The 21,089-nt window shown below is 43.3% G+C and carries 21 protein-coding genes and 1 pseudogene; 3 read left to right on the top strand and 19 right to left on the bottom strand.

Annotation, left to right across the window (positions count from 1 at the left end):
* The first annotated feature begins 32 nt into the window (after window positions 1-32).
* Both Bealeia2_RS01545 and Bealeia2_RS01540 read left to right on the top strand, forming a co-directional pair.
* Entirely contained in the window at window positions 33-389 is a 357-nt protein-coding gene (locus Bealeia2_RS01545; protein ID WP_331255404.1) for a peptide-methionine (R)-S-oxide reductase, read from the top strand.
* Between the two features lie 155 nt (window positions 390-544).
* Window positions 545-1,669: pseudogene (locus Bealeia2_RS01540) on the top strand (ISL3 family transposase); the annotation flags it as partial.
* A 116-nt stretch (window positions 1,670-1,785) separates the two neighbouring features.
* Here the strand turns inward: Bealeia2_RS01540 and Bealeia2_RS01535 are convergent.
* The 18 genes from Bealeia2_RS01535 to Bealeia2_RS01450 form a co-directional block, all read right to left on the bottom strand.
* On the bottom strand, window positions 1,786-2,826 hold the full coding sequence (locus Bealeia2_RS01535) for a DUF2608 domain-containing protein (RefSeq protein WP_331255403.1): 1,041 nt from the start codon (window positions 2,824-2,826) through the stop codon (window positions 1,786-1,788).
* A 120-nt stretch (window positions 2,827-2,946) separates the two neighbouring features.
* The gene (locus Bealeia2_RS01530) at window positions 2,947-6,591 is read right to left on the bottom strand and encodes a vitamin B12-dependent ribonucleotide reductase (protein ID WP_331255402.1); all 3,645 of its coding nucleotides are present in this window, start codon (window positions 6,589-6,591) and stop codon (window positions 2,947-2,949) included.
* A gap of 231 nt (window positions 6,592-6,822) precedes the next feature.
* Window positions 6,823-7,545 (bottom strand): amino acid ABC transporter ATP-binding protein, encoded by a 723-nt coding sequence (locus tag Bealeia2_RS01525; RefSeq protein WP_331255401.1) that lies wholly within the window; start codon window positions 7,543-7,545, stop codon window positions 6,823-6,825.
* Window positions 7,542-8,198, bottom strand: a complete 657-nt coding sequence (locus tag Bealeia2_RS01520; RefSeq protein ID WP_331255400.1) for an amino acid ABC transporter permease — start codon at window positions 8,196-8,198, stop codon at window positions 7,542-7,544. The genes Bealeia2_RS01525 and Bealeia2_RS01520 overlap by 4 nt, the downstream gene beginning before the upstream one ends.
* 18 nt (window positions 8,199-8,216) lie before the next feature.
* The gene (locus tag Bealeia2_RS01515; RefSeq protein WP_331255399.1) at window positions 8,217-8,987 is read right to left on the bottom strand and encodes a transporter substrate-binding domain-containing protein; all 771 of its coding nucleotides are present in this window, start codon (window positions 8,985-8,987) and stop codon (window positions 8,217-8,219) included.
* A 72-nt stretch (window positions 8,988-9,059) separates the two neighbouring features.
* Window positions 9,060-10,094, bottom strand: a complete 1,035-nt coding sequence (locus tag Bealeia2_RS01510) for a small ribosomal subunit Rsm22 family protein (RefSeq protein WP_331255398.1) — start codon at window positions 10,092-10,094, stop codon at window positions 9,060-9,062.
* A 78-nt stretch (window positions 10,095-10,172) separates the two neighbouring features.
* A complete protein-coding gene (locus Bealeia2_RS01505; RefSeq protein ID WP_331255397.1) occupies window positions 10,173-10,511 on the bottom strand; it encodes a ferredoxin family 2Fe-2S iron-sulfur cluster binding protein in 339 nt (112 codons plus the stop codon).
* A gap of 28 nt (window positions 10,512-10,539) precedes the next feature.
* The gene (locus tag Bealeia2_RS01500) at window positions 10,540-11,394 is read right to left on the bottom strand and encodes a 2OG-Fe(II) oxygenase family protein (protein ID WP_331255396.1); all 855 of its coding nucleotides are present in this window, start codon (window positions 11,392-11,394) and stop codon (window positions 10,540-10,542) included.
* A gap of 63 nt (window positions 11,395-11,457) precedes the next feature.
* Entirely contained in the window at window positions 11,458-13,269 is a 1,812-nt protein-coding gene (gene hscA / locus Bealeia2_RS01495) for a Fe-S protein assembly chaperone HscA (RefSeq protein WP_331255395.1), read from the bottom strand.
* On the bottom strand, window positions 13,250-13,765 hold the full coding sequence (gene hscB, locus Bealeia2_RS01490; RefSeq protein ID WP_331255394.1) for a Fe-S protein assembly co-chaperone HscB: 516 nt from the start codon (window positions 13,763-13,765) through the stop codon (window positions 13,250-13,252). Before hscB ends, hscA begins: the two co-directional genes overlap by 20 nt.
* Before the next feature lie 105 nt (window positions 13,766-13,870).
* Window positions 13,871-14,212, bottom strand: coding sequence for a HesB/IscA family protein (locus Bealeia2_RS01485; RefSeq protein ID WP_331255393.1), 342 nt, complete (start codon window positions 14,210-14,212; stop codon window positions 13,871-13,873).
* A 1-nt stretch (window position 14,213) separates the two neighbouring features.
* On the bottom strand, window positions 14,214-14,606 hold the full coding sequence (gene iscU, locus Bealeia2_RS01480) for a Fe-S cluster assembly scaffold IscU (protein WP_331255392.1): 393 nt from the start codon (window positions 14,604-14,606) through the stop codon (window positions 14,214-14,216).
* A gap of 11 nt (window positions 14,607-14,617) precedes the next feature.
* Window positions 14,618-15,832: an IscS subfamily cysteine desulfurase gene (locus tag Bealeia2_RS01475; protein WP_331255391.1), complete on the bottom strand. Its 1,215-nt coding sequence runs from the start codon at window positions 15,830-15,832 to the stop codon at window positions 14,618-14,620.
* Entirely contained in the window at window positions 15,826-16,953 is a 1,128-nt protein-coding gene (locus Bealeia2_RS01470) for a cysteine desulfurase family protein (protein WP_331255390.1), read from the bottom strand. The genes Bealeia2_RS01475 and Bealeia2_RS01470 overlap by 7 nt, the downstream gene beginning before the upstream one ends.
* A 3-nt stretch (window positions 16,954-16,956) precedes the next feature.
* Window positions 16,957-17,433 (bottom strand): Rrf2 family transcriptional regulator, encoded by a 477-nt coding sequence (locus tag Bealeia2_RS01465; RefSeq protein ID WP_331255389.1) that lies wholly within the window; start codon window positions 17,431-17,433, stop codon window positions 16,957-16,959.
* 116 nt (window positions 17,434-17,549) lie between these two features.
* Window positions 17,550-17,849, bottom strand: coding sequence for a DUF2312 domain-containing protein (locus Bealeia2_RS01460; RefSeq protein WP_331255388.1), 300 nt, complete (start codon window positions 17,847-17,849; stop codon window positions 17,550-17,552).
* Between the two features lie 119 nt (window positions 17,850-17,968).
* Window positions 17,969-18,463, bottom strand: a complete 495-nt coding sequence (locus Bealeia2_RS01455; RefSeq protein WP_331255387.1) for a Smr/MutS family protein — start codon at window positions 18,461-18,463, stop codon at window positions 17,969-17,971.
* Window positions 18,464-18,528: 65 nt separating this feature from the next.
* Entirely contained in the window at window positions 18,529-19,479 is a 951-nt protein-coding gene (locus Bealeia2_RS01450; RefSeq protein WP_331255386.1) for a lytic transglycosylase domain-containing protein, read from the bottom strand.
* Window positions 19,480-19,797: 318 nt separating this feature from the next.
* Here Bealeia2_RS01450 and Bealeia2_RS01445 point away from each other — a divergent pair, with 318 nt between their 5' ends.
* Complete coding sequence (locus Bealeia2_RS01445; protein ID WP_331255385.1) at window positions 19,798-19,971, top strand: hypothetical protein; 174 nt, start codon at window positions 19,798-19,800, stop codon at window positions 19,969-19,971.
* 33 nt (window positions 19,972-20,004) lie between these two features.
* On the opposite strand, the gene Bealeia2_RS01440 is transcribed toward Bealeia2_RS01445, so the two are convergent.
* Window positions 20,005-21,021, bottom strand: coding sequence for a substrate-binding domain-containing protein (locus tag Bealeia2_RS01440; protein ID WP_331255384.1), 1,017 nt, complete (start codon window positions 21,019-21,021; stop codon window positions 20,005-20,007).
* Window positions 21,022-21,089 lie beyond the last annotated feature (68 nt).

Genomic DNA, 21,089 nt, shown 5'->3' with positions numbered 1-21,089 from the left:
ACGGATCTACCTCTCAAACTCAGGAGGCCTTCATGACCAAAACCCCTGAAGATTGGAAAAAAGTGCCCGAAGACATTTATTCTGTCTGCTGGCTCAAACGCACGGAGACCCCATTTTCCGGAAAATATAACACCCATTATGATCACGGAACTTACCTTTGTGCTTGTTGTGATCAGCCGCTTTTTATATCTGAAACAAAATATGATTCAGGAAGTGGGTGGCCTAGCTTTTGGGATGCAATAACCCCTCAGGCCGTTGTTCAAAAAAGAGACATTTCTCACGGCTTGATTCGTACAGAAATTCTCGGCTCTTTAAGAATCGTTGTTGCAAACAAATGTTTAAAAGTATATGGAAAACAAGTATTTAAACAGAGAATGGTGTTTTTATGATTTCCCAAAATACGAACAAATTGAACATTACAGAAGAGCTGTTGGGCATTTCTGATATTCGGGTAGTTTCATCAGAGATGGACCGAAATGGGCGTATCATTGTTCGTGTAGAAAGTACTGTTGAAAAGATTCCGTGTCGTTAGTGTGGGAAGTCAACACGTCCCCATGGGCGCAGCGTAATCTGTCGAATGAAACACTTGCCAATTTGTGGGAGGCCAACATTCATCGAAATCACACCAAGACGGGGGAAATGCGAAGATTGTGATGGCGGCGCCACAACGACACAGCAAGCCAACTGGTATGAGCGCAACAGCGAGTATACAAAAGCTTATGAAAAGCACGCCGTGATTTCCCTCATCCATAGTACGATTGCGGATGTTGCCATCAAGGAAGATCTGAGCTGCGCTGCCGTACAAGGGATCATTGACCGGCATGTGGTCACAGAGGTGAACTGGGATCAAATTAAGAAGATTGGTCTATTGGGGATTGATGAGATCAGCCTGAAAAAGGGATTCCGTGATTTTGTGACGGTACTGACCGCGAAAACAGAGGCAGAGGTCCAGATGTTGGGCGTGCTCAAAGGTCGTGAAAAAGCAACAGTTACGGCCTTTCTCAAGACAATGCCCAAGAGATTGCGCCGGACAATCTCAGCAGTCTGTACAGACATGTATGAAGGATTTATTAATGGGGCACGGGAGGCATTGGGACAAGACATTCCTGTGATTATCGATCGATTTCATGTGGCGCAGCTTTACCGTAAAGGGTTTGTGCAGATTCGAAAATCTGAACTCAAACGCCTCCAAAAAGAGCTAAGTCGGGAGGAGTATCAGCGATTAAAACCAGCCATTGCTGTGTTATGTCGCAAGAATCCATTCCCGTCTGCCGATGAAAAAAAGCTCTTAAAACGTCTTTTCAAACATTCCCCAGCACTGAAAGCCGCACATCGCTTCACGTGTGAGTTTACAAAAATCTATAACAGCCACTTAAGTGTGAAGGAGGCTCACGAACAGATTACACAATGGATCCAAGCTGTTGAGGCTTCTGAACTCACCTGTTTCAATACATTTATCAAGACACTCAAGAAATACCAGACTGAGATTGTGGGATATTTTAAAAACCGCTACAGCAGTGGTTTTGTAGAGGGCATTAATAACAAATTGAAAGTTTTAAAGCGTCGCTGTTATGGCATTTGGAACCTAAATCACCTCTTTCAAAGAGCCTTCCTCGACATCTCGGGATACCACTTTTTCAAGCAAAACCAAGCCTTAGAGCTCGCTTAATTTGCAACAACGATTCTTGGTGAGCCAAAAATTCTTCACCTTTCTTTGTCGAACAATTTTCACATGTTTTTCAAGCCCTTATCTCTAATCTTCATTCACGATGGGTATAATCAATTCTATTTTTTGAATTCAATAAGTTCAGTTTGAAGGAATATGTTATCCATCTTTTTTAAAAACCATTTTTCAAAAGGAGAGGTTTCTTCCTGGTCGAAAGACTCTAAAAAGACCTCTTTGATAATATGTATTTTTTTCAAGTCGAATTTTAATATTCCCAAGACCTTCTCGGCAAGAGATTCATTCTTAGAGTAATTTAAATCAATAAGAAAAGGGAATGCCTCACCCTTCCTTATGCCCTCTAAAATTCTTGTATTCTGTAAGAGTTCCAATACCTTATATTCATAGTTATGGCGCAACAAGAAATGGAGATGACTTAAAAGCACTTCATCAGAGTTTTCTAAAGAAATTTGTTTTAGCAGGGGGGTATGTTTTTGAATCTCTAATTCATTAGGATAATGAAGAATTGTGGCTTTTTCCTTACGATTTTTAAAGACTTCAATCATTTGCGATATATATTTTTCATCATCATCAACAAATAAATAATGTGAGGCCTTAGGAAGGTCTGGGTGATCGAGAAGTGCATTGGTAACTTGCCCTTTTGAACTTCCAGTAAAACAAATACCATTCATAAATACGCCTCTTTTTGAGGGTAATAATTTCCGAAAATCTATTGTTTTCTTATCAAAGCATTTCTGATCGGAGACATAAATTCCAGTTCCTTGCTCCATAGAGGTTGCATACTTTTTATAGTCATTAAGGTCTATAGATTGATGAAGCCACCTTGCTGTGGCAACACAGACAGGGATGCTCTTTTTTTTCAGCGTCCCGATGACAGAAGATGTATTGTGTTGTCGGTGAATAAAATCAAAATTACTAATTCCAACGACGGTTTCGTCCCAATCTGTAATAACAAAGAAAGTTTGATTTACGTCTTTTTTTTCTTCTTCCTCAATGATTCGGAGAAGCTCTGAGTAGTCGATGATGGATTTAATATGAATCCGACCATTATCAATGACTTGATCTTCAACAGCATTTCCAGCTAACGGAAACAAAACAATAAAAATATAAAAAATACGAACGACTCTAAAAATAAAAGACATGATCATTTCTCAACCTCAAAAAATAATAGATTCACATAAAGAGATTTTTTTCTTTTTTCAATAAAAAAGAGGATCCCTTTGGGGATCCTCTAAAGTTTTGAGGGAGATTTTCAAAAATACTTACGAACAACCACTCGTTGATCCGCACGTATCGCATTTCAAACACGTACCATTGCGCACAAGCGTAAAGTTTCCGCAATCGCCACACGCATCTCCAGCATAACCTTTCATGCGCGCTTGATCGCGTTGACTCATGACTTCTGTTTTAGAGGACGTATGCCCAATATCAAGAGCGCTGCCTTCTGTGCCCGTTGCAACTTGAAGAATCGCATGATCCACGTCCTTATTGGCCACCATCTTGGGTTTGAAAGCATAAAGGCTGTTTCTCACAAATCCGGAACTTGTGTGAGAGGTTGTGGAGTCCTCTTGCGTTCTTGAAATACTCACTAATGAACTTTTTTCCGCCTCAATTCGTCCAATGGTGTCGGGCAAAATGTCTGATGGATTGGCGTGAGCCAAATCGTTCCGACCGAGATAAGAAATCGCAAGTTCTCGGAAAATATAATCCAAAATGGAGGTCGCCATTTTAATCGTATCATTTCCTGTAACCATACCAGAGGGTTCAAAGCGGGTAAATGTAAATGCATCCACATATTCTTCCAAAGGCACGCCGTATTGAAGACCAATGGAAATAGCCATCGCAAAATTATGCATAAGAGAGCGGAAGGAAGCACCTTCCTTATGCATATCAATAAAGATTTCACCCAATTTTCCATCATGGTATTCGCCCGTCCTGAGATAGACTTTGTGGCCACCGACAGAGGCTTTTTGCGTATAGCCTTTCCGACGCGAGGGGAGCTTTTCCCGTTGCGCTTGCATCACACGTTCAATAACCCGCTCGACCACTTTTTCCGCCATAACTTTGGTTTTCTCAGGCGTGGAAAGCATCTGGAAATCTTCGGCTTCGTCCTCGCCCAAAAGGGATGAGTTCAAAGGCTGGGAAAGTTTGGATCCATCTCTATAAAGCGCATTGGCTTTTAAGCACAAGCGCCAAGAGAGCATATAAGCATCTTTGCAATCTTCAATGGTTGCACTATTAGGCATATTAATGGTTTTTGAAATCGCACCGCTGATAAAAGGTTGAGCCGCAGCCATGGTACGGATATGGCTTTCGGCGGACAAAAACCGCTTTCCAATACGACCGCACGCATTTGCACAATCAAAGACAGGGAGATGTTCGTCCTTCAAATGAGGAGCGCCTTCCACAGTCATCGTACCACAACAGAAGTTATTAGCAGCCTCAATTTCGTCTTTATCAAAACCTAAATGGAAGAGCATATCAAAGTTGATGTCATTGAGTTGTGCATCCGTGAGTTTCAACGTAGATTTGCAGAACTCATCTCCTAAAGTCCAACGATTGAAGGCAAAGCGCACATCAAATGCTGATTTTAAGCCGCTTTCAAGGGCAGCAAGAATCTCATCCGTAAATCCTTTTTCTTTAAGGCGATCAAAGCTCACGCCATGTGCATTCTTAAGCGTTCCATGACCCACGGCATATTTGATGATGTCATCAATTTGAGACTTCGTGTAACCCAAAACTTTAAGGGCTTGAGGCACCATTGTATTGATGATTTTAAAATAGCCGCCACCTGCCAGTTTTTTGAATTTCACAATGGCAAAGTCAGGCTCAATTCCTGTTGTGTCACAATCCATCACAAGCCCAATTGTACCCGTGGGCGCAATACAGGTCGCTTGTGCGTTTCTGTAGCCATGCTTTTCACCAAGTGCAAGCGCCAGATCCCACGCTTTTTTGGCGGCCTCAACCAGATCTTGATTCGGGCAATCTTCAGCTTTCAATGGCACGGGGAGAATAGTTAGATTCTCATACCCTTCTTTTTCTCCATAAGCTGCGCGTCTGTGGTTGCGAATCACACGAAGCATATCGTTTTTATTCATTTCATAATTGGGGAAAGTACCAATTGATCCTGCAATCTCGGCTGAAGTCGCATAAGAAACACCGGTCATCACCGCTGAAATCGCTCCCGTTAAAGCACGTCCCTCGTCACTATCATAGGGAAGCCCTGAGGCCATCAAAAGCCCTCCGATATTGGCATATCCCAAACCTAATGTTCTAAAGTCGTAAGAAAGTTGTGCAATTTCTTTGGAGGGGAATTGGGCCATCATGACCGAAATTTCAAGAGTCAAAGTCCAAAGACGAACAGCATGCTCAAATCCTGCGATATCGAAATTGACCTGATTTTTTTGAACTTCATCCTTTAAAAAATTCATCAAATTGATGGAGGCTAAATTGCACGCCGTGTCATCCAAAAACATATACTCAGAGCAAGGATTGGACGCCTTAATGCGACCACTTTGGGGGCACGTGTGCCACTCATTAATAGTGGTGTCGTATTGTAATCCTGGATCCGCAGAGGCCCAGGCCGCAGAAGAAATTTGATCCCACAAATCCCGTGCACGCAGTGTTTTGTAAACTTTTCCATCTTTTCTGCGAATCAAATCCCACTCTTTGTCCTCAAGTACACGATCTAAAAAGTCGTTCGTCACGCGGACCGAGTTGTTAGAGTTTTGGCCTGAAACCGTAAGGTAGGCTTCTGAATCCCAATCTGTGTCATAAACAGGGAAGTCAATTTTTGTAAAACCTTGGCGCGCATATTGAATAATACGTTGACAATAATTCTCAGGGACCATGGCCGCTTTGGCTTCACGAATGGCAAGTTTGAGTGCTGAATTTTCCCGTGGATCAAATCGCGTATCCCCCGAACCCTCTTGGCAAGCTTCCATCACGGCCGTGAGATGTTTTTTGGCAACCTTTGAACCCACGACAAGATCCAGAACTTTTTGCTCTTCAAGGACTTTCCAGTTGATGTATTCTTCAATATCCGGGTGGTCCACATCCACAGTCACCATTTTAGCAGCGCGACGTGTGGTGCCTCCAGATTTAATAGCACCCGCAGCACGGTCTCCAATTTTCAAAAAGCTCATCATGCCTGAGGATTTTCCACCCCCCGACAAAGACTCGCCCGTGCCACGCAAGTTGGAAAAATTCGTACCCGTACCAGAGCCATATTTGAAAAGGCGTGCTTCACGCACCCAAAGATCCATAATACCGCCTTCATTCACGAGATCATCTTTGATGCTTTGAATAAAGCAAGCATGAACTTGAGGCCGCTCATAAGAAGAAGCAGAGGCCGTTAATTTACCTGTGACATGATCGACATAGTAGTGACCTTGTGTGGGGCCATCGATGCCATAGGCCCAATTGAGCCCCGTGTTAAACCATTGGGGGGAATTGGGGGCGGCCATTTGCTTGGCAAGCATATAGCGCATTTCATCATAGTAAGATTTAGCATCCTCTTCTGAATCGAAATAGCCACCTTTCCAGCCCCAATATGTCCAGCATCCGGCCAGGCGATCAAAGACTTGTTGGCCCGTCATTTCGCTTCCATAACGCTCACCTTCAGGCAATTTTTCAAGAGCTTTTTCGTCTGCCTCATGACGGGAAAGCCACTCAGGAACACCCTTTTCCAGAACTTTCTTAAGCGCCTTCGGGATGCCTGCTTTTCTAAAATACTTTTGGGCCAAGACATCACTTGCCACTTGGGACCAAGATTCAGGGACTTCAATATCTTTAAGTTGAAAAACAATCGAACCATCAGGATTTCGGATTTCACTGTCCGTCTTACGAAAGGCAATGGACACATAAGGGGATTGATTGGCTTTTGTAAAACGGCGAGAGACTTTCATCGTGGCTCCTTATCAATACGGGACGTGTTGCGAAAATGCTACTACATTTAGTAGGTTTTGGGTGATAAGACCACTATATGCAGTTACAATCGCACGTCAATGCCCCTTCTCAAAAAAATTTCTAACGCATTGAGAGAAGAGACATATCAGATATGTTGAAGCGTGGAGGGTTTTTAGAAAGCGAGGTCCAAACCTCAATTTCTTCATAAAAAAACAATGAAAAACAAAAAGTTAAAGGACCATTTCTAAGAATTGCTTTGCGCGATCGGAATTCGGGGATTCAAAAAAAGCTTTGGAAGACGCATCTTCTAAAAGTTCGCCGTGATCTAAAAACCAAACCCGATCTGCAACCTCTCGAGCAAAGCCCATCTCATGCGTTACAATGACCATAGTCATACCGGTGTGCGCAAGCGTTTGCATCACATTTAAAACTTCTTTGACCATCTCAGGATCAAGAGCCGAAGTAGGCTCATCAAAAAGCATAATCTCAGGGTCCATGGCAAGCGCCCTGGCAATCGCAGCCCGTTGCTTTTGCCCTCCTGAAAGCCTTGGCGGATACATGTCCGTTTTATCGCTTAAGCCCACTCGATTTAAAAGAACTCGTCCTCTTTCTTCTGCATCATCACGGCTAAGTTTTTTTACTTTTTGAGGCACATAGCTTACATTTTCAAGAGTAGTCATATGAGGAAACAGATTAAAGTGCTGGAATACCATGCCCGCACGAGTCCGGACCTTTTGAATATCCATTTTTTTAGAGGTGAGATCTTCTCCATCGACCAAAAGGCGTCCTGAGCTTGGTTTTTCAAGCCCGTTCATCATGCGCAACAATGTTGATTTTCCTGATCCTGAGGGGCCAATGATGGCCACCACTTCGCCATGAGAAATCTGTCCTGAGACGTTCTTGAGGACGTGATGAGCACCAAATGATTTTGTGATTTTCTCCAGACGAATCATGAACGTGCCATCTTTCTTTCTAGGATTTTTGCAAGGCTACTCAAAATCATGACCAGTACATAATAAAGAGCGCCAGCAACAATAAGTGGCTCAAAATAAATATATTTCTCACTGGCGACCACATTGGCGCGTTTTAAAATATCTGTGCCACCAATCACCGAAACCATTGCCGATTCTTTTAAAAGATTCACTGCCTCATTTACAAGGGCTGGGAGAATATTTTTAATGGCTTGCGGAAGAATAATATCTTTCATCATAGAAAAATAAGATACACCCAAAGAAAGTGCCGCCTCTGTTTGCCCCCGATCCACAGCCAAAATTCCTCCCCGGATAATTTCGGAAACATAAGCTCCAGAATTGAGTGAAAACGCAAGAACACCGGCTTCCCACGCCGAAATTTTGTATCCCGTAATCTCAGGGGAGGCAAAATAGATGAGCGTGAGTTGTAAAAGAAGCGGAGTGCCTCGAAAAATAGAAGTGTAAAATTGGGCAAAAAGTTGGAGAATTTTGAAAGACCCCACCTTCATCATAGCTAAAATAATTCCGAGAAAAAATCCCAATGTCAGCGACGTCACCGTATAAAATAAGGTGACTTGAACTCCCTCCAAAATATAAGGAATTGAAGGTAAAATTCTTTCAAATTGCAAGATCATGGTAACGTTAGGACTTTCTTATTTGTGATCACTAAACCAAAGTTTAGCCATACTCTCAATAACGCCGGTACTTTTCAATTCCTCAATGGCTTTGTTCACAGGGACGACAAGCGGGGAACCGTTTGGAAATGCAATGGCTGGGGATTCAGCTTGCACATCCGTGGCATCAATGACTGCAAGATCAGGATTATTGGCGATGATACCTTCTGCCACAGGCTTTTCAATTAAAACCGCATCAATTCGACCAGTTTTGAGTTCTTGAACAAGATCACCAATGCGGGTCAAACTTAAGACATTGAAAATTTCGTTATTATTGCTCAATTTTTTTGCCGCTTGTTCATGCGTACTTCCTAATTGAACGCCCACTTGACGATTTGTAAGGTCTGCAACACCTTGAATGGTTGCCCCTTTGCGAATAAGGAAGGCTGGTGAATTTTGATAATAGGGCGTCGAAAAATCAACACTCTTTTCTCGCTCAGGTGTAGGGACCATACTTGCAATAACCATATCCGCACGTCCCGATTGAATGGCTGGAATCAAAGAAGCAAAGTCCGCGGGAACGACCTCAATTTTCCATCCTAAATGATCTGCAATTTTATTCATCATCTCAATATCAAAGCCTACGATTTTTTCAGATCCTGAAGAGGTGTCGACATACTCAAAAGGCGGATTATCAGGAGATGTCATGACAATGTAAGGCGCATTCGGATCCTTCTTCTTCTCGCCACAACCGCCCAAAGACAGGAGCAAAACGCATACGATACTTTGAAAAATTGCCTTGAATTTCATAATGGTCCTCATATTCACAAAGTGAAGCGCTACTATTCCTTATTCACGCCTTGGAAGCAAGCCTCTTAGTCATTACTCTTTTCCCTCAAAATCAGAAGGATTGAGTGCATCTCCCCATTCCGCATCTCGAGCCGCACGATAAATTTTACCTTGGCTTTTGGAAATTGTTTTTCTGTGTGCTCCCGTTTCATCACAAAGATCCAAAATTACATGCCCTGTATTGAGGATAGGACTTTTGATAATCCGAGATTGCGGCGTCGGCAAAGGCATGGGAGAAACCACAAGATAACTATATTTTTCGTCCTCATAAGGAAGGGCTGCGGCTTTGGCCCTGCGGTGATATTTTCCGCGGGGGATTCGCACCGAAAAATGGCACCAATCTTTTTTATCATGAAAAGCTTGGGCCAACGGGCACGTATTATTGTGGGTGCAAGGAGCCAGAACGTGAGCACCTTGTTTGATCAGAAATTCTCGTGCTCTTAATATATTTGCAAATCCTTGAGGGGTTCCAGGTTCTGCCAAAATCAAAAGTTGATCTGCTGCCAAATAAGCTTTGTTTAAAAGCACCAGTTGGTCATGAGGAGAGAGCTCATTTAATACATAAGACATCGTCACAACGTCATGAACAGGAAACCCTTCTTGTTCAATGAGATTTTCATGACACCAAGACAGTTGCAAGGGATCAAGGTGGATGTCTGTGAGGTATTGCCCCAATCTCAAAAGTTCGAGATCTTCTTCAACAAGCATCACGGATTTTAATTTCGGAAAAGCGTCTTTTGCGGCCCAGGCAATACTCCCCACACCTGATCCTAAATCCAGAATCGATTTCACATTTTTTTTATGGGCTTCAATCCGGCGAAAGATCTGCCGCATAGCACCATACGTTGCGGGAAGGCGTGCTGCAATATAGGCGTGTCGATGTTCTGTGGTGGTAATAAAAGGGCCCTTTACACTCTCACGCGAATAGCGATTAGAAAGCTCAAAACAGGCATCCCGCAAACGATCTGGATGCAAGGGTGCAAGCTCACGATCAATGGCATTCGAGAGTTCAAGAGGAAGAGATTCCATAAAAATCTCACTTTCTTTGTTGGCGAGCAGACCTGTCATAATTAACCTCCTTCAACACAATGTGATGAGCGCATTATGACAAAGGAGGAGTAAAGAATTTACTAATGTTTTATAAATTTAATCGACAAGCATATTTCTTGTCGCAGCGGGTAATTTGACAACAATGCCATCCAGCTCTGGTGTCATAATAATTTGGCAACCCAAGCGTGAAGTTTTCGTCAAACCGAATGCCAAATCCAACATATCTTCTTCATCTTCGGTGGCTTCGGAAAGTTTTTCATACCATTCAGGATCAACCACAACATGACATGTGGAACACGCTAAGGAGCCCTCACACGCGCCCTCAAGATAAATTTTTTCGGCATTTTGATGGGCAATTTCAAGAATGGAAAGTCCCAATGGCGCATCAACTTCTACGCGCTCTCCATCGGGTTTTATAAAAATCATCTTTGGCATGGAATACTCCTTACTGACTCAATAAAAATTAAACAGCTTTTTTCAAGCCCAACTCGTTCAGACGTTCCTCAAGATAGTCAAAGGCAGTATAGTCTTCAGACAATCTCACATAGTCATGAGGATGAAAAAAGAAAGGCATCGAGAAACGTGGTTTCCGCGCATCTTCGTCCTCTGGATTAATGACTTGATGCGTCGTTGAGGGATAATAGCCCTTCGTACACATCTGCAGCATATCACCCGCATTAAAGGCCAATTGACCGGGGTCACAATTAATGGAATGCCAATTACCTTCCAAATCTCGCGCCTGGAGTCCTGGCGCTGAGGCGGCTGGCAAAATGGTAAGAAGGTCGATGTCCTCATGAGGAGCCGAGCGCATGGCATCGGGTTCTTCATCATCTGCAATAGGGGGGTAGTGAATAATGCGGAATAACGAAATATCACTTCCCTTTGCCATATCTTGAAGGGGCATCGAAAGCTGACTCCGAATACCTTCAGGAAGGCCAGCCTCAAGCCACCCAAGGATTTCTGTACCCAACTTTTCCATTTGATTGAAAAGCTCAACTGTTTCTTTTGTAACTTCAGGAGGTAATTTTCCCCAACGATAATAGTGGAAAAACTCCATAAGATTTTTTTTGTCGTAGCCCTTTGCATTTTCCGATTTAAAAGGGAAATAACCGTCTTGAGCCCCTGCTTTTGTAGCATCAAACATGAAATCTGTTTTATGGGCAGAGGCAAAAAATCCGGCCCAAATCTCAAAAGCTTTTTGAACCAGCTCATAAGGAATTGGATGATTTTTCATAACGGCAAACCCGGTTTCGTGTAATGATTTTGCAAAGAGTTTTGCCGCATCAGGACTACGATAATCAACCGTTAGAATATCCATAAAAAACCTCCAAAATTAGAAATTCATGAGGAGTGTATAACTGAGTCTCCCCCCTTTGCCAAGCTAAAGTGAGGAGGATACAGAAACCTTTTCAAGGGCTGCGCGGACACGTTTTTCCGCAAAATCTTCGGTTAAGGATTCAAGCACTTCATGGGCTTTTAAGATTTGGCCACGATGAGACGAAGTAATTGCGGATTTGAGATCTTCAATTCCGACTCTAATCGCCAAAACTTCCAAATCACTCAAAAGCGCTGCGTCTTTGAGCAGAGCTTTTTCTATATCATCAATAAGATGTAGTGCCTCAATTTTGGTCTCAATAAAAAGACGCTCTTCCATATCTTTGGCACCTTGCCTCCAATTTTCTTCAATCATCATTCGAATTTGATCTTCAGAAAGTCCATAAGACGGTTTGATGTTAATTTCTTGGACGATGCCAGTGGTATCTTCTGAAGCTCTGACTTTTAAAATACCATCGGCATCAATACGAAAGTCAATGCGGACTTTGACATGACCTGCCGGCCGCACTGGCAATCCTTTGAGCTCAAAGTGGGCAAGAGACCTGCAATTATTGACAAGCTCACGTTCGCCTTGAACCACATGAATTGAAATGCCGGTTTGTCCATCCACATAGGTCGTATAATCTTGATAAACTTCACAGGGAATTGGCGAATTTCGGGGGATGATTTTTTCCACAATGCCGCCCAAGGTCTCAATACCTAAAGACAACGGGGTCACATCTAAAAGAAGAGATGTTCCCTCACCCATCAAATTTGCAGCTTGTTGTGCGGCACCCATGGCAACCACAAGATCTGGATCAATATCAGTTAAAGGCGTTTGTGAAAATTGAGACTCTATCATAGCACTTACGATTTTAAGTCGCGAAGACCCCCCCACCAAAACGATCCCTTGAAGATCTTGAGGTTTAAGTTCAACGGCCTCTAAAACTTGCTCTGCAATTTTAAGCGTCCGGCTCACAAAAGGTCGTGCAATGCGATTCAATTCAATTCGGGTAAGCTCCGTTTCGTGGAGGGTCTTTCCGATTTTAAATTTACATTCTGCAAATTCACTTACGGACAGAAGTTCTTTCGTACGCCTGACTTTGGAAAGTGCATTTTGGAGTTCAAGAGGGGATAATGAGGTTGGATCTTCTTCAATAAGAGATTTTAAAATCTCCCAATCAACATCGTCTCCCCCCAGATTGAGATCCCCACCAGTAGCTAAAACTTGAAAGATACCGTCTTCAAGGCGCAGTAATGAAAAATCAAAAGTACCACCTCCCCAATCATAGATCGCATAAATGCCTTGAACGCCCTTGTCTAAACCATAAGCTAAGGCTGCTGCTGTGGGTTCATTCACCAGGCGTAAGACGTTAAGACCTGCTAATTTTGCAGCGTCTTTTGTTGCTTGGCGCGCACCATCATCGAAGTAAGCCGGAACGGTAATGACGGCATCTTGAATCGAGGCTGAAAGTGCCTCTTCTGCCAAACATTTTAAATGCTTTAAAATTTCCCCAGAAAGTTCAATCGCCGTTAATTGTCGATCACCCAGCATTAATTTCAAAATGGTGTCTTCTTGAGAGGTGATAACATTTGGGAACTTCTGAACGATTTCATCTTGAGCCCCTCGCCCCATCAAGCGCTTAATTGAACTCAAATGATAAGATGTCTGAAGCGCTTCATTTCCCACAACAATGTGATTTTCAAGAAGCCCTACGATTGAGGGAATCAAGGCCTTTCCATCTTCTTCAATCACCTTGACTTCCCCCTCTTTCAAGAGAGCAACAACGGAGTGAGTTGTTCCCAAATCAATACCTAAAGCCAGTTTTTTGGCATGAGGCTCAGGACTTTGTCCCGGCTCAGAAATTTGGAGTAACATTAATTTGCCCCTTCTTTTTAATATCCTGAGCGACCTTCTCCAAAAAAGAAAGCTTTGTTACAAGGGGGGAAAGAGCCGAAAAATCACGTGTCATAAAAGCCAAATCAATTGCATCAAGACATGCGCTCATGTCCTGCTGAAGCTCTTGAGAGAGTGTATCTAAATCCGAAGAGCCTACTTCTGTGACAAGCACACGCTCACGCCAGTGCATAGCTTCTACCAAAATCGTTTCAGAAGATCTTAAGACTTCAATTTCATGCCCTAAAAGTTGTGCCAAAGATTTTGCACGCTCGATGGGCCTTTTAAGGTTTTGATACGCATAATTCAGGAGAGATGAATGATTTTCTGTAACCTTCCTTTCCTCCTCCGTATGCTGCGCAAAACGGTCAGGATGAAATTGCCGCTGTAATTTGAAATACTGCTGATCCAACGTTTTTATATCAATTGCAAAGGTAGGCTCGAGTTCTAAAAGTGTATAGGGATTTTGGGAAGTCATGAGTAGCACTCCGTGTTTCCAATTTGCCCTACGCCGTCATACTGAACTCGTTTCACCATCTCGAAAAAAGATCCTGAAATAAATTCAGAATGACGATAGGAGAGTCTAAACATGAAACGACTCTCCACACCCACAACGCCCCTTTTCATTCGGGTTTTTAAATGTAAATCCGGAGGAGAGTTTTTCTTCAACGTAGTCCATTTCTGTACCTAGCAAAAACATTGTCGCTTTTGGATCCACTAAAACCACAACGCCTTTGTCTTCTATCTCCTCGTCATAAGGATTTTTCTCATCGGCAAATTCGAGGGTGTAGGAAAGGCCAGAGCATCCCTTTGTCCGAATACCGATACGCACGCCATAAGACGGCTTTCCCCGGCTTGCAAGCAGAGCTTTGACCCGCTCGGCGGCAGAGTCTGTGATAGTAAGAATGGCCTTGGACGGTATCATTTTAAGCAGCAGCTCGTTGGTTTTTTGTTTTTAAATCGGATATGGCCGCTTTAATTGCGTCCTCTGCTAGCATAGAACAATGAATCTTAACAGGAGGTAAAGATAAATGCTGTGCGATCTCTGTATTTTTAATAGCAGAGGCTTCTTCCAATGTTTTTCCCTTAATCCATTCGGTCACAAGTGAACTTGACGCAATAGCCGAACCACATCCAAAAGTTTTAAATTTTGCGTCCTCAATGACGCCCTCATCACTCACTTTAATTTGGAGTTTCATCACATCCCCACAAGCCGGCGCGCCCACAAGACCGGTCCCCACACGAGGATCGTCTTTGTCAAGGGATCCTACATTCCGTGGATTTTCATAATGATCGATTACTTTTTCAGCATAAGCCATGGTTATTCTCCTTAGTGTTCCGCCCATTGAATGGACTTCAAATCGATACCGTCTTGAAACATTTCCCAAAGGGGGCTCATTTCGCGTAGTCTTTTAACTTCCCGCACAATTACCTCAACAGCACGATCGACTTCGTCTTCCGTCGTAAATCGCCCAAATCCCAAGCGCAAAGAGGTGTGCGCCATTTCTTCATTCACGCCCAAGGCCCGCAAAACATAAGATGGCTCAAGGGAGGCGGATGTACACGCCGATCCCGAGGACACAGCCAAATCTTTAATGCCCATCATGAGGCCTTCTCCTTCCACATGGGCAAAACTGATGTTGAGATTTCCAGGAATGCGCTTTTCTAAATCTCCATTTAAATAGACTTCTTCCAATTGAGAAAGAATCCCTTGGTAAAATCGATCACGCAGTTTCATGAGGTGAGAGTTTTCTTGGACCATCTCATTTTGCGCAATAGCACACGCCTCCCCCAAACCTGCGCAAAGGGCAGGGGAAAGAGTTCCTGAACGCATACCGCGTTCTTGTCCACCACCGCTGATCAGGGCCTGCAATCGCACTCTTGGCTTACGCCTCACATAAAGCGCACCGATACCTTTGGGTCCATAAAGTTTATGACCAGAAATACTCAAAAGATCGATTTGCATCGCCTCAACATCCAAGGGAATTTTCCCAACCGCTTGGGCAGCGTCTGTATGAAAGAAAACACCCCTTTCACGGCAGAGTTTTCCAATTTCGTGCAAGGGTTGGATCACGCCAATTTCATTATTCACCGCCATAATCGAAACAATCGCTGTTTCCGGTGTGATGGCACTTTCTAAATCTTTAAGATCGATTAAACCGTTGGGTTTGACTTTGAGGTAGGTAACCTTAAATCCCCCTTGTTCGAGCTCTCGGCAGGTATTCAAAACGCATTTGTGTTCCGTTTGACATGTAATGATGTGAGGCTTGTCTTTACCGTAAAATTTCATCACGCCTTTAAGCGCCAAGTTATTAGATTCGGTGGCCCCACTTGTAAAAATTATTTCCTTGTGGGACGCTCCAATAACTTTAGCGACTTTTGAGCGCGCGTCTTCAACTGCCTCTTCCGCCTCCCAGCCATAGGCATGATTTCGCGAATGTGGATTTCCAAACTTCTCGCAAAAATAGGGAAGCATCACTTCAAGAACCCGAGGATCACACGGAGTTGTCGCCTGATAATCCAGATAGATGGGACGATTTAACATACAGCTAACCTTTGTAAGTTTCCTTGATAAATATGCTTCCATTCGCTCACAAAAACTTCGATATCTTGAGGCTTTGTATTCCACCCCAGACTCACTCGAATGGCTCCATTTTGGTGGAGATTTTGCACTCCCATGGCACTCAAAACATGACTGGGTTTCACTTTTCCAGAGGAACACGCTGATCCAATGCTGATCGAAATGCCTGCCAAATCAAATGCCATCAATTGGACTTCTGAAGACACATGAGGCATAGCAATAACGGTTGTGTTAGGAACGCGCTTGGCTCCTCTGCCATAAATTTTTGCCTCTGGACAAATTTTTAAAATTTCGCCTTCAAGACGATCCCGCAAGATTCCGAGTTGTTGGTATTTTTCAAAATTCTGGGTTGCTTCATGAAGGGCAATTCGGAAGCCTTCAATCAGCATTACATTTTGCGTTCCTGCGCGAAATCCTTGCTCATGTCCCCCGCCCGTAATCAGCGGCTTGAAATTAAGTCCATCGTGTATAATCAGAGCCCCCACGCCAGGAGGTCCTCCAAACTTATGCGCACCTAACGTCATCGCATCCACACCCAAGCCATGGAAAGAGACAGGGACCTTGCCCAAGGCCTGAACAACATCCGTATGTACGATAGCACTATAAGAATGTGCAATGCGCACAACTTCTTCCACGGGCTGAATCACACCAGTTTCGTTATTCACAAGCATAACAGAAACTAAAGCGGGAGGTTCCAGAGTTCTTAAAATTTGCTCAAGGGCTGAGAGTTTTACGATGCCATTTTCATCGACAGGAATGTGATGCACATCTTCTGAGATTTGAAAAAGAGAGGCGTGTTCAATTGCAGAAATCACAAATGATTTTGCAACAATACCTTTAAGGACCATATTGTTGGCTTCAGTTGCACTTCCCGTAAAAATCAATCGCGCACCCTTGGCATCCACATCCGCAAGAACTTCCCTTCGGGCAACATCGACATAGGATCGAATTTTCCGACCGTGAGTATGAACGGAGGCTGAATTCCCACAAAAGTCCATCATCGAAATCATGGCGCTTTTCACCTCCGGCAAAAGGGGAGCTGAAGCATTGTAATCAAGGTAAATGGGTTCTGATTTTTGATTCATGATTTAGGCCATCCACGCAACCGTGCGCTGATCGCAGCTTTTTTTAGCACATGATTTTTGATGGGGCAGCTGCCCCTCCACTACATCCAAAAGCGTAATATTCTTAAGATAATTATGCATAGTTTCCGAAAGACCCTCCCACAAATCGTGGGTCATGCAACGACCTTTATCGTGAAGACACCCCTCACCGGATCCAAAGGAACAGCGGGTGGCCTGAAGACTTGCGTCCATGGCTTCCAAAATGTCGGAAATACGAATTTCTGCAGGAGGCCGTGATAAATAATAACCGCCTGCTTGGCCGCGCTGACTTTTCACAAAGCCCTTCCGGCGCAGTTTTACAAAAACTTGTTCAAGATAAGGAATGGAGATGGATTGGCGAGACGCCACATCGGAAATGGACACAGGTTTTTCATCCCGCGCGTGGTGAGCTAGGTCAATCAAAGCCATTACGGCATAGCGTTCTTTCGTGCCAATCTTCATACTAGGTCTGTTGCTCAGTTGAATCCCTTACAAACTGATCAACTTATAAACTACAATGAAAGCATTGGCAAGAAAGATAATTGGCTATGAATCCTGACATATTTAGTCAGGATTTATTAGGCCGCCGTTGAAAGATCTTCGGTTAAATCCTCAGAAGACGCAGCACTTGCTGCAATCATGCCTAACGCAAGCAAATAAATATCTAAAAGTTCGCTGTGCTCCATGCGCTCTTCCGGTTTCATTTTTCGCATTTTTAAAACCTGACGCATGATTTTGACATCAAAGCCATTACCCTTAGCTTCACCAAAAACTTCGCGAATATGTTCAGCAATTTCAGCTTTCTCTTCTTCAAGCTTTTCAATTCTTTCAATAAACGATCTAAGTTGTGCACCCGATACGCCACCATAATTCGTCATATTTTCTCTCCTTTTCTTTAAAAATAAATCAACTCTAGGAAGTATAGAACTTGCTCCCAGATCACAAGGGGGAAAAAATAAAGAACACCCTCATGCTCACCAAAGCAATTGATACCCCCCTATTTTAACTTTCTTAAAAAAACGTAATAGGCACCTCTACCGCCATGCTCCACTTTGGCGTGAGCGATGCTTTTAACCAATTGACTCAAAGGATTCGTTTCGCACCAACGCGGCAGAAGTTTATTTAACGTTTCTGGATTTTCAAGGGCGCCCTTGCCGGTAATGACAAGAACCGTTTTTTTCTCATGAGCCACAGCGCCCTCAACAAATTTAAGGAGAGCTGCATAGCCTTGCCCTTGCGTAAGTCCATGAAGATCCAGACGTCCCTCCAGATGAACGCGTTTGATATCTTTTCTCGAAACTTTAGGAAGAGGTTTCACCTCACGTTCAAATTCAAAAGCAGTTGATAAAGGGGCAGACGTCTTTTTAACAGGCACGGTTTTTGCCAAAGCAAAAGGAATTTGATTTTGAGGTTTTAGAGGAGTTACACCTTTTAAAAACGCATCCCAACTTTTGTCCTCAGGTCTTTTATAGGGGGGCTTTGAGTCCTTCAATGGTATTGCATCCTGATGGTGAGTTTTAAAACTCACCTAGACTAATCGAAAACGCCCCTAAAAGTCTAATGACTCTTGGCCACAGCGCGAGAGATTCTTCCCACACGCTTAGCAGTAGAGAGATTCGCATCACTCGCCCGAATAATGCGTGGCGCCATAGCCTGCCTTTGTGCCGCAATAGACCTTCGCCCTGTGCCTGCGCGGGTAACTTTACGAACATTTCCATTTTGCAAATTGGTATTTTTCTCAAGTCCCATATAAGATTTACGATCATTCAAGCGATGAGTTTTACCTTGAGAGGCTACCGACTCAGCTTGGACGAGACGCAGATCTTGAGGAGCTTTGTTGGCAATCTTCTTTTCTTTATTCCACTGACTCATCACTTTTTGACGATAAGGAATATGATGCTCTGGATTTGCAGAGTGATAGTGGGCCACGGCCTGGTGCCAATTCGATTGATCATTCCTCAATCCTTTTAAAAAACGGGCCGCATATTCCACATTATGATGAGGATCAAAGGCCGCAGATAACGTTGGAAAAGCCTTGGGATGATAAAGAAGATTTACCTGCATGCATCCCACATCAATGCTTTTTTTGCCTTCTGCTTGGAATTTTTTAACGGCATCAATAGCGGCTTGTTTTGAAGGGTAGGAATATCCCTTGCCTTCAACATTCACCGTCCAAGGCCATGCCACCACTTGACCCTTTCCATCAGACTTGCCTGACTCAACCTTCGCCACCGCTTGAAGAAGATCTTCAGGAATGCCATGACGAAGTTCCGCTGAAGCTACATAATCTTCACACGAAGTGCCTGAGACAGCACTTTTCATCCGATCATAACTTTGAGGGGTAATAATTTTAGGACCTGCAAAGCGCCAGCTTAAAGCCGTTACACGTTGAACGGCTTCAGCATTATCGATCAAGGCCACCCAAACAAAAATAAACCAAAGGACGGTAAATCCTAAAACGACTTTCACGGTGGATTCTATGGCAGTTGTCATTTTTGTTCCCTGCATTTTTATTTTTTCCTTGGCTTTATATACGCAAATCCTATGCCAAGATTTAGCTTTTTGAAGTTTACTTATAAATCGTTAAAAAATCACTAAAATTCCATGCACATTTTATCCCGAATTTTATCCACAATTTTTTTCAAAAATTCTTTTTTGATCAAAAATCTCAGAACGCCATATTTTTATTTAATTTTAGCTATTATTAACACTTATAATTAAAATTGATTACTAAACTATTAACCCTCTTGTTAAGGTTCCATTAACATCTTTCGACGATTATAGGACTTGCCAAAGCGCAAACACCATCATTGAAAGGGGGCCGCCATGACAAAATTTAACCTTAAAAGACTTCGGGAACTTGCAAAGAATTCTATCCCTGTGCTTGGGATTTGCTCGACTTTCGTAGGAATTGCATTCTTTTATGGGCAGATGCTTTCACCCAACACATCCCATGAGTTGCAACACCTCATGATCGTCAGCAATAACTACATGCCCTAAGCCTTAAGAGTGTCTTAACAAGAGCACGCTTAATTAACGATTGAGATTCCCTTTTTTAAACTCCTGAGTGATCCGATTCCGGATCACACCTCTTTCCTCACGTGGGAGGGGGATCAGGCCTTTTTCGGTGAGATATCCTTGGGGACCTGAGGCCCGATCACTCATAAATTCATCTAAATATGTTTTAATTTCAGCATGATCCTTAAGATGCTCCATTTTGACATAAAGATATAGTGCCCGTGAAATGGGGTAAATTCCTGAAGAGATAGTTTGAATGCTGGGCGTTATCTCATCAATACGGGCGGCTTGAAGTTTATTTTTATTTTGAACAAGATAACTAAAACTTACGATCCCAAAAAGCTTGGGATTGGAAATCAATTTTTGAACAATAAGATTCTCGTTTTCACCTGCATCCACATATCCGCCATCTTCGCGAAGCGCTGTACAGTCCCGTTCCTCAAAATCACCTTGGCTTTTGCAAAATGGCGCCATGATGAGTTCAAGGAATGCGTCCCGTGTACCTGAACTGGGAGAGGGCCCCAAAACGGTAATTTTCATTTCGGGCAAATGGGCATCAATATCGCTCCATCGCCTGAGAGTATTTTTTACCACCCCTTGAGGAGAGGGAAGAGCATAAGCCAAAGCTTCTCGGAGTTGAATTTTCGAAAGTGCAAGAGTCGACCCTGATTTTGAAGACACCAAGGCAATCCCGTCCATTCCAATTTTCATCTCAAAAATACGATTCACACCGTGGTTCAGGCAGATTTTTCTTTCCGTCTCCGTCATAGGGCGGGAGGCAATGGCGATGTCGGGCGTGCGCTCCCCCAATCCTTGGCAGAAAAGTTTAAGTCCTCCACCCGTACCTGTCGCTTCTACAATAGGCGTTGCAATACCTGACTGACGGGTTGTTTCTTCAGCAACAGAGGCTGCAAACGGAAAAACGGTAGCCGATCCCACAATGCGGATTTCATTCCTGGCCTCAAGGGAAAAGACAAGTGTTAGAGTAAGAAGAAGAGCAACAGTAAGACGGTTATGCTGAACTTGTTTCAATAGCATTTGAAAAATGACATCACGAAAAAAACGATCAGGAAAAAGAGGATTCCTTGGTGCATCGCCAA

It is taken from the genome of Candidatus Bealeia paramacronuclearis (genome assembly GCF_035607555.1).
Classification (GTDB): domain Bacteria; phylum Pseudomonadota; class Alphaproteobacteria; order UBA9655; family UBA9655; genus Bealeia; species Bealeia paramacronuclearis.
Note: the sequence above shows the minus strand (reverse complement) of the source record. Positions and strands in the feature narration are given on the sequence as shown.

Excerpts from the sequence above, each read along its gene's own strand:
- Bealeia2_RS01460 (WP_331255388.1), bottom strand. The coding sequence starts at position 17,849 with ATGACGAATTATGGTGGCGTATCGGGTGCACAACTTAGATCGTTTATT.
- hscB (WP_331255394.1), bottom strand. The coding sequence starts at position 13,765 with ATGACTTCCCAAAATCCCTATACACTTTTAGAACTCGAGCCTACCTTT.
- Bealeia2_RS01510 (WP_331255398.1), bottom strand. The coding sequence starts at position 10,094 with ATGACAGGTCTGCTCGCCAACAAAGAAAGTGAGATTTTTATGGAATCT.
- Bealeia2_RS01465 (WP_331255389.1), bottom strand. The coding sequence starts at position 17,433 with ATGAAGATTGGCACGAAAGAACGCTATGCCGTAATGGCTTTGATTGAC.
- Bealeia2_RS01545 (WP_331255404.1), top strand. The coding sequence starts at position 33 with ATGACCAAAACCCCTGAAGATTGGAAAAAAGTGCCCGAAGACATTTAT.
- Bealeia2_RS01470 (WP_331255390.1), bottom strand. The coding sequence starts at position 16,953 with ATGAATCAAAAATCAGAACCCATTTACCTTGATTACAATGCTTCAGCT.
- Bealeia2_RS01485 (WP_331255393.1), bottom strand. The coding sequence starts at position 14,212 with ATGATACCGTCCAAGGCCATTCTTACTATCACAGACTCTGCCGCCGAG.
- Bealeia2_RS01505 (WP_331255397.1), bottom strand. The coding sequence starts at position 10,511 with ATGCCAAAGATGATTTTTATAAAACCCGATGGAGAGCGCGTAGAAGTT.
- Bealeia2_RS01520 (WP_331255400.1), bottom strand. The coding sequence starts at position 8,198 with ATGATCTTGCAATTTGAAAGAATTTTACCTTCAATTCCTTATATTTTG.
- Bealeia2_RS01450 (WP_331255386.1), bottom strand. The coding sequence starts at position 19,479 with ATGCAGGGAACAAAAATGACAACTGCCATAGAATCCACCGTGAAAGTC.
- Bealeia2_RS01535 (WP_331255403.1), bottom strand. The coding sequence starts at position 2,826 with ATGTCTTTTATTTTTAGAGTCGTTCGTATTTTTTATATTTTTATTGTT.
- Bealeia2_RS01530 (WP_331255402.1), bottom strand. The coding sequence starts at position 6,591 with ATGAAAGTCTCTCGCCGTTTTACAAAAGCCAATCAATCCCCTTATGTG.
- Bealeia2_RS01475 (WP_331255391.1), bottom strand. The coding sequence starts at position 15,832 with ATGTTAAATCGTCCCATCTATCTGGATTATCAGGCGACAACTCCGTGT.
- Bealeia2_RS01500 (WP_331255396.1), bottom strand. The coding sequence starts at position 11,394 with ATGGATATTCTAACGGTTGATTATCGTAGTCCTGATGCGGCAAAACTC.
- Bealeia2_RS01445 (WP_331255385.1), top strand. The coding sequence starts at position 19,798 with ATGACAAAATTTAACCTTAAAAGACTTCGGGAACTTGCAAAGAATTCT.
- hscA (WP_331255395.1), bottom strand. The coding sequence starts at position 13,269 with ATGTTACTCCAAATTTCTGAGCCGGGACAAAGTCCTGAGCCTCATGCC.
- Bealeia2_RS01525 (WP_331255401.1), bottom strand. The coding sequence starts at position 7,545 with ATGATTCGTCTGGAGAAAATCACAAAATCATTTGGTGCTCATCACGTC.
- iscU (WP_331255392.1), bottom strand. The coding sequence starts at position 14,606 with ATGGCTTATGCTGAAAAAGTAATCGATCATTATGAAAATCCACGGAAT.
- Bealeia2_RS01515 (WP_331255399.1), bottom strand. The coding sequence starts at position 8,987 with ATGAAATTCAAGGCAATTTTTCAAAGTATCGTATGCGTTTTGCTCCTG.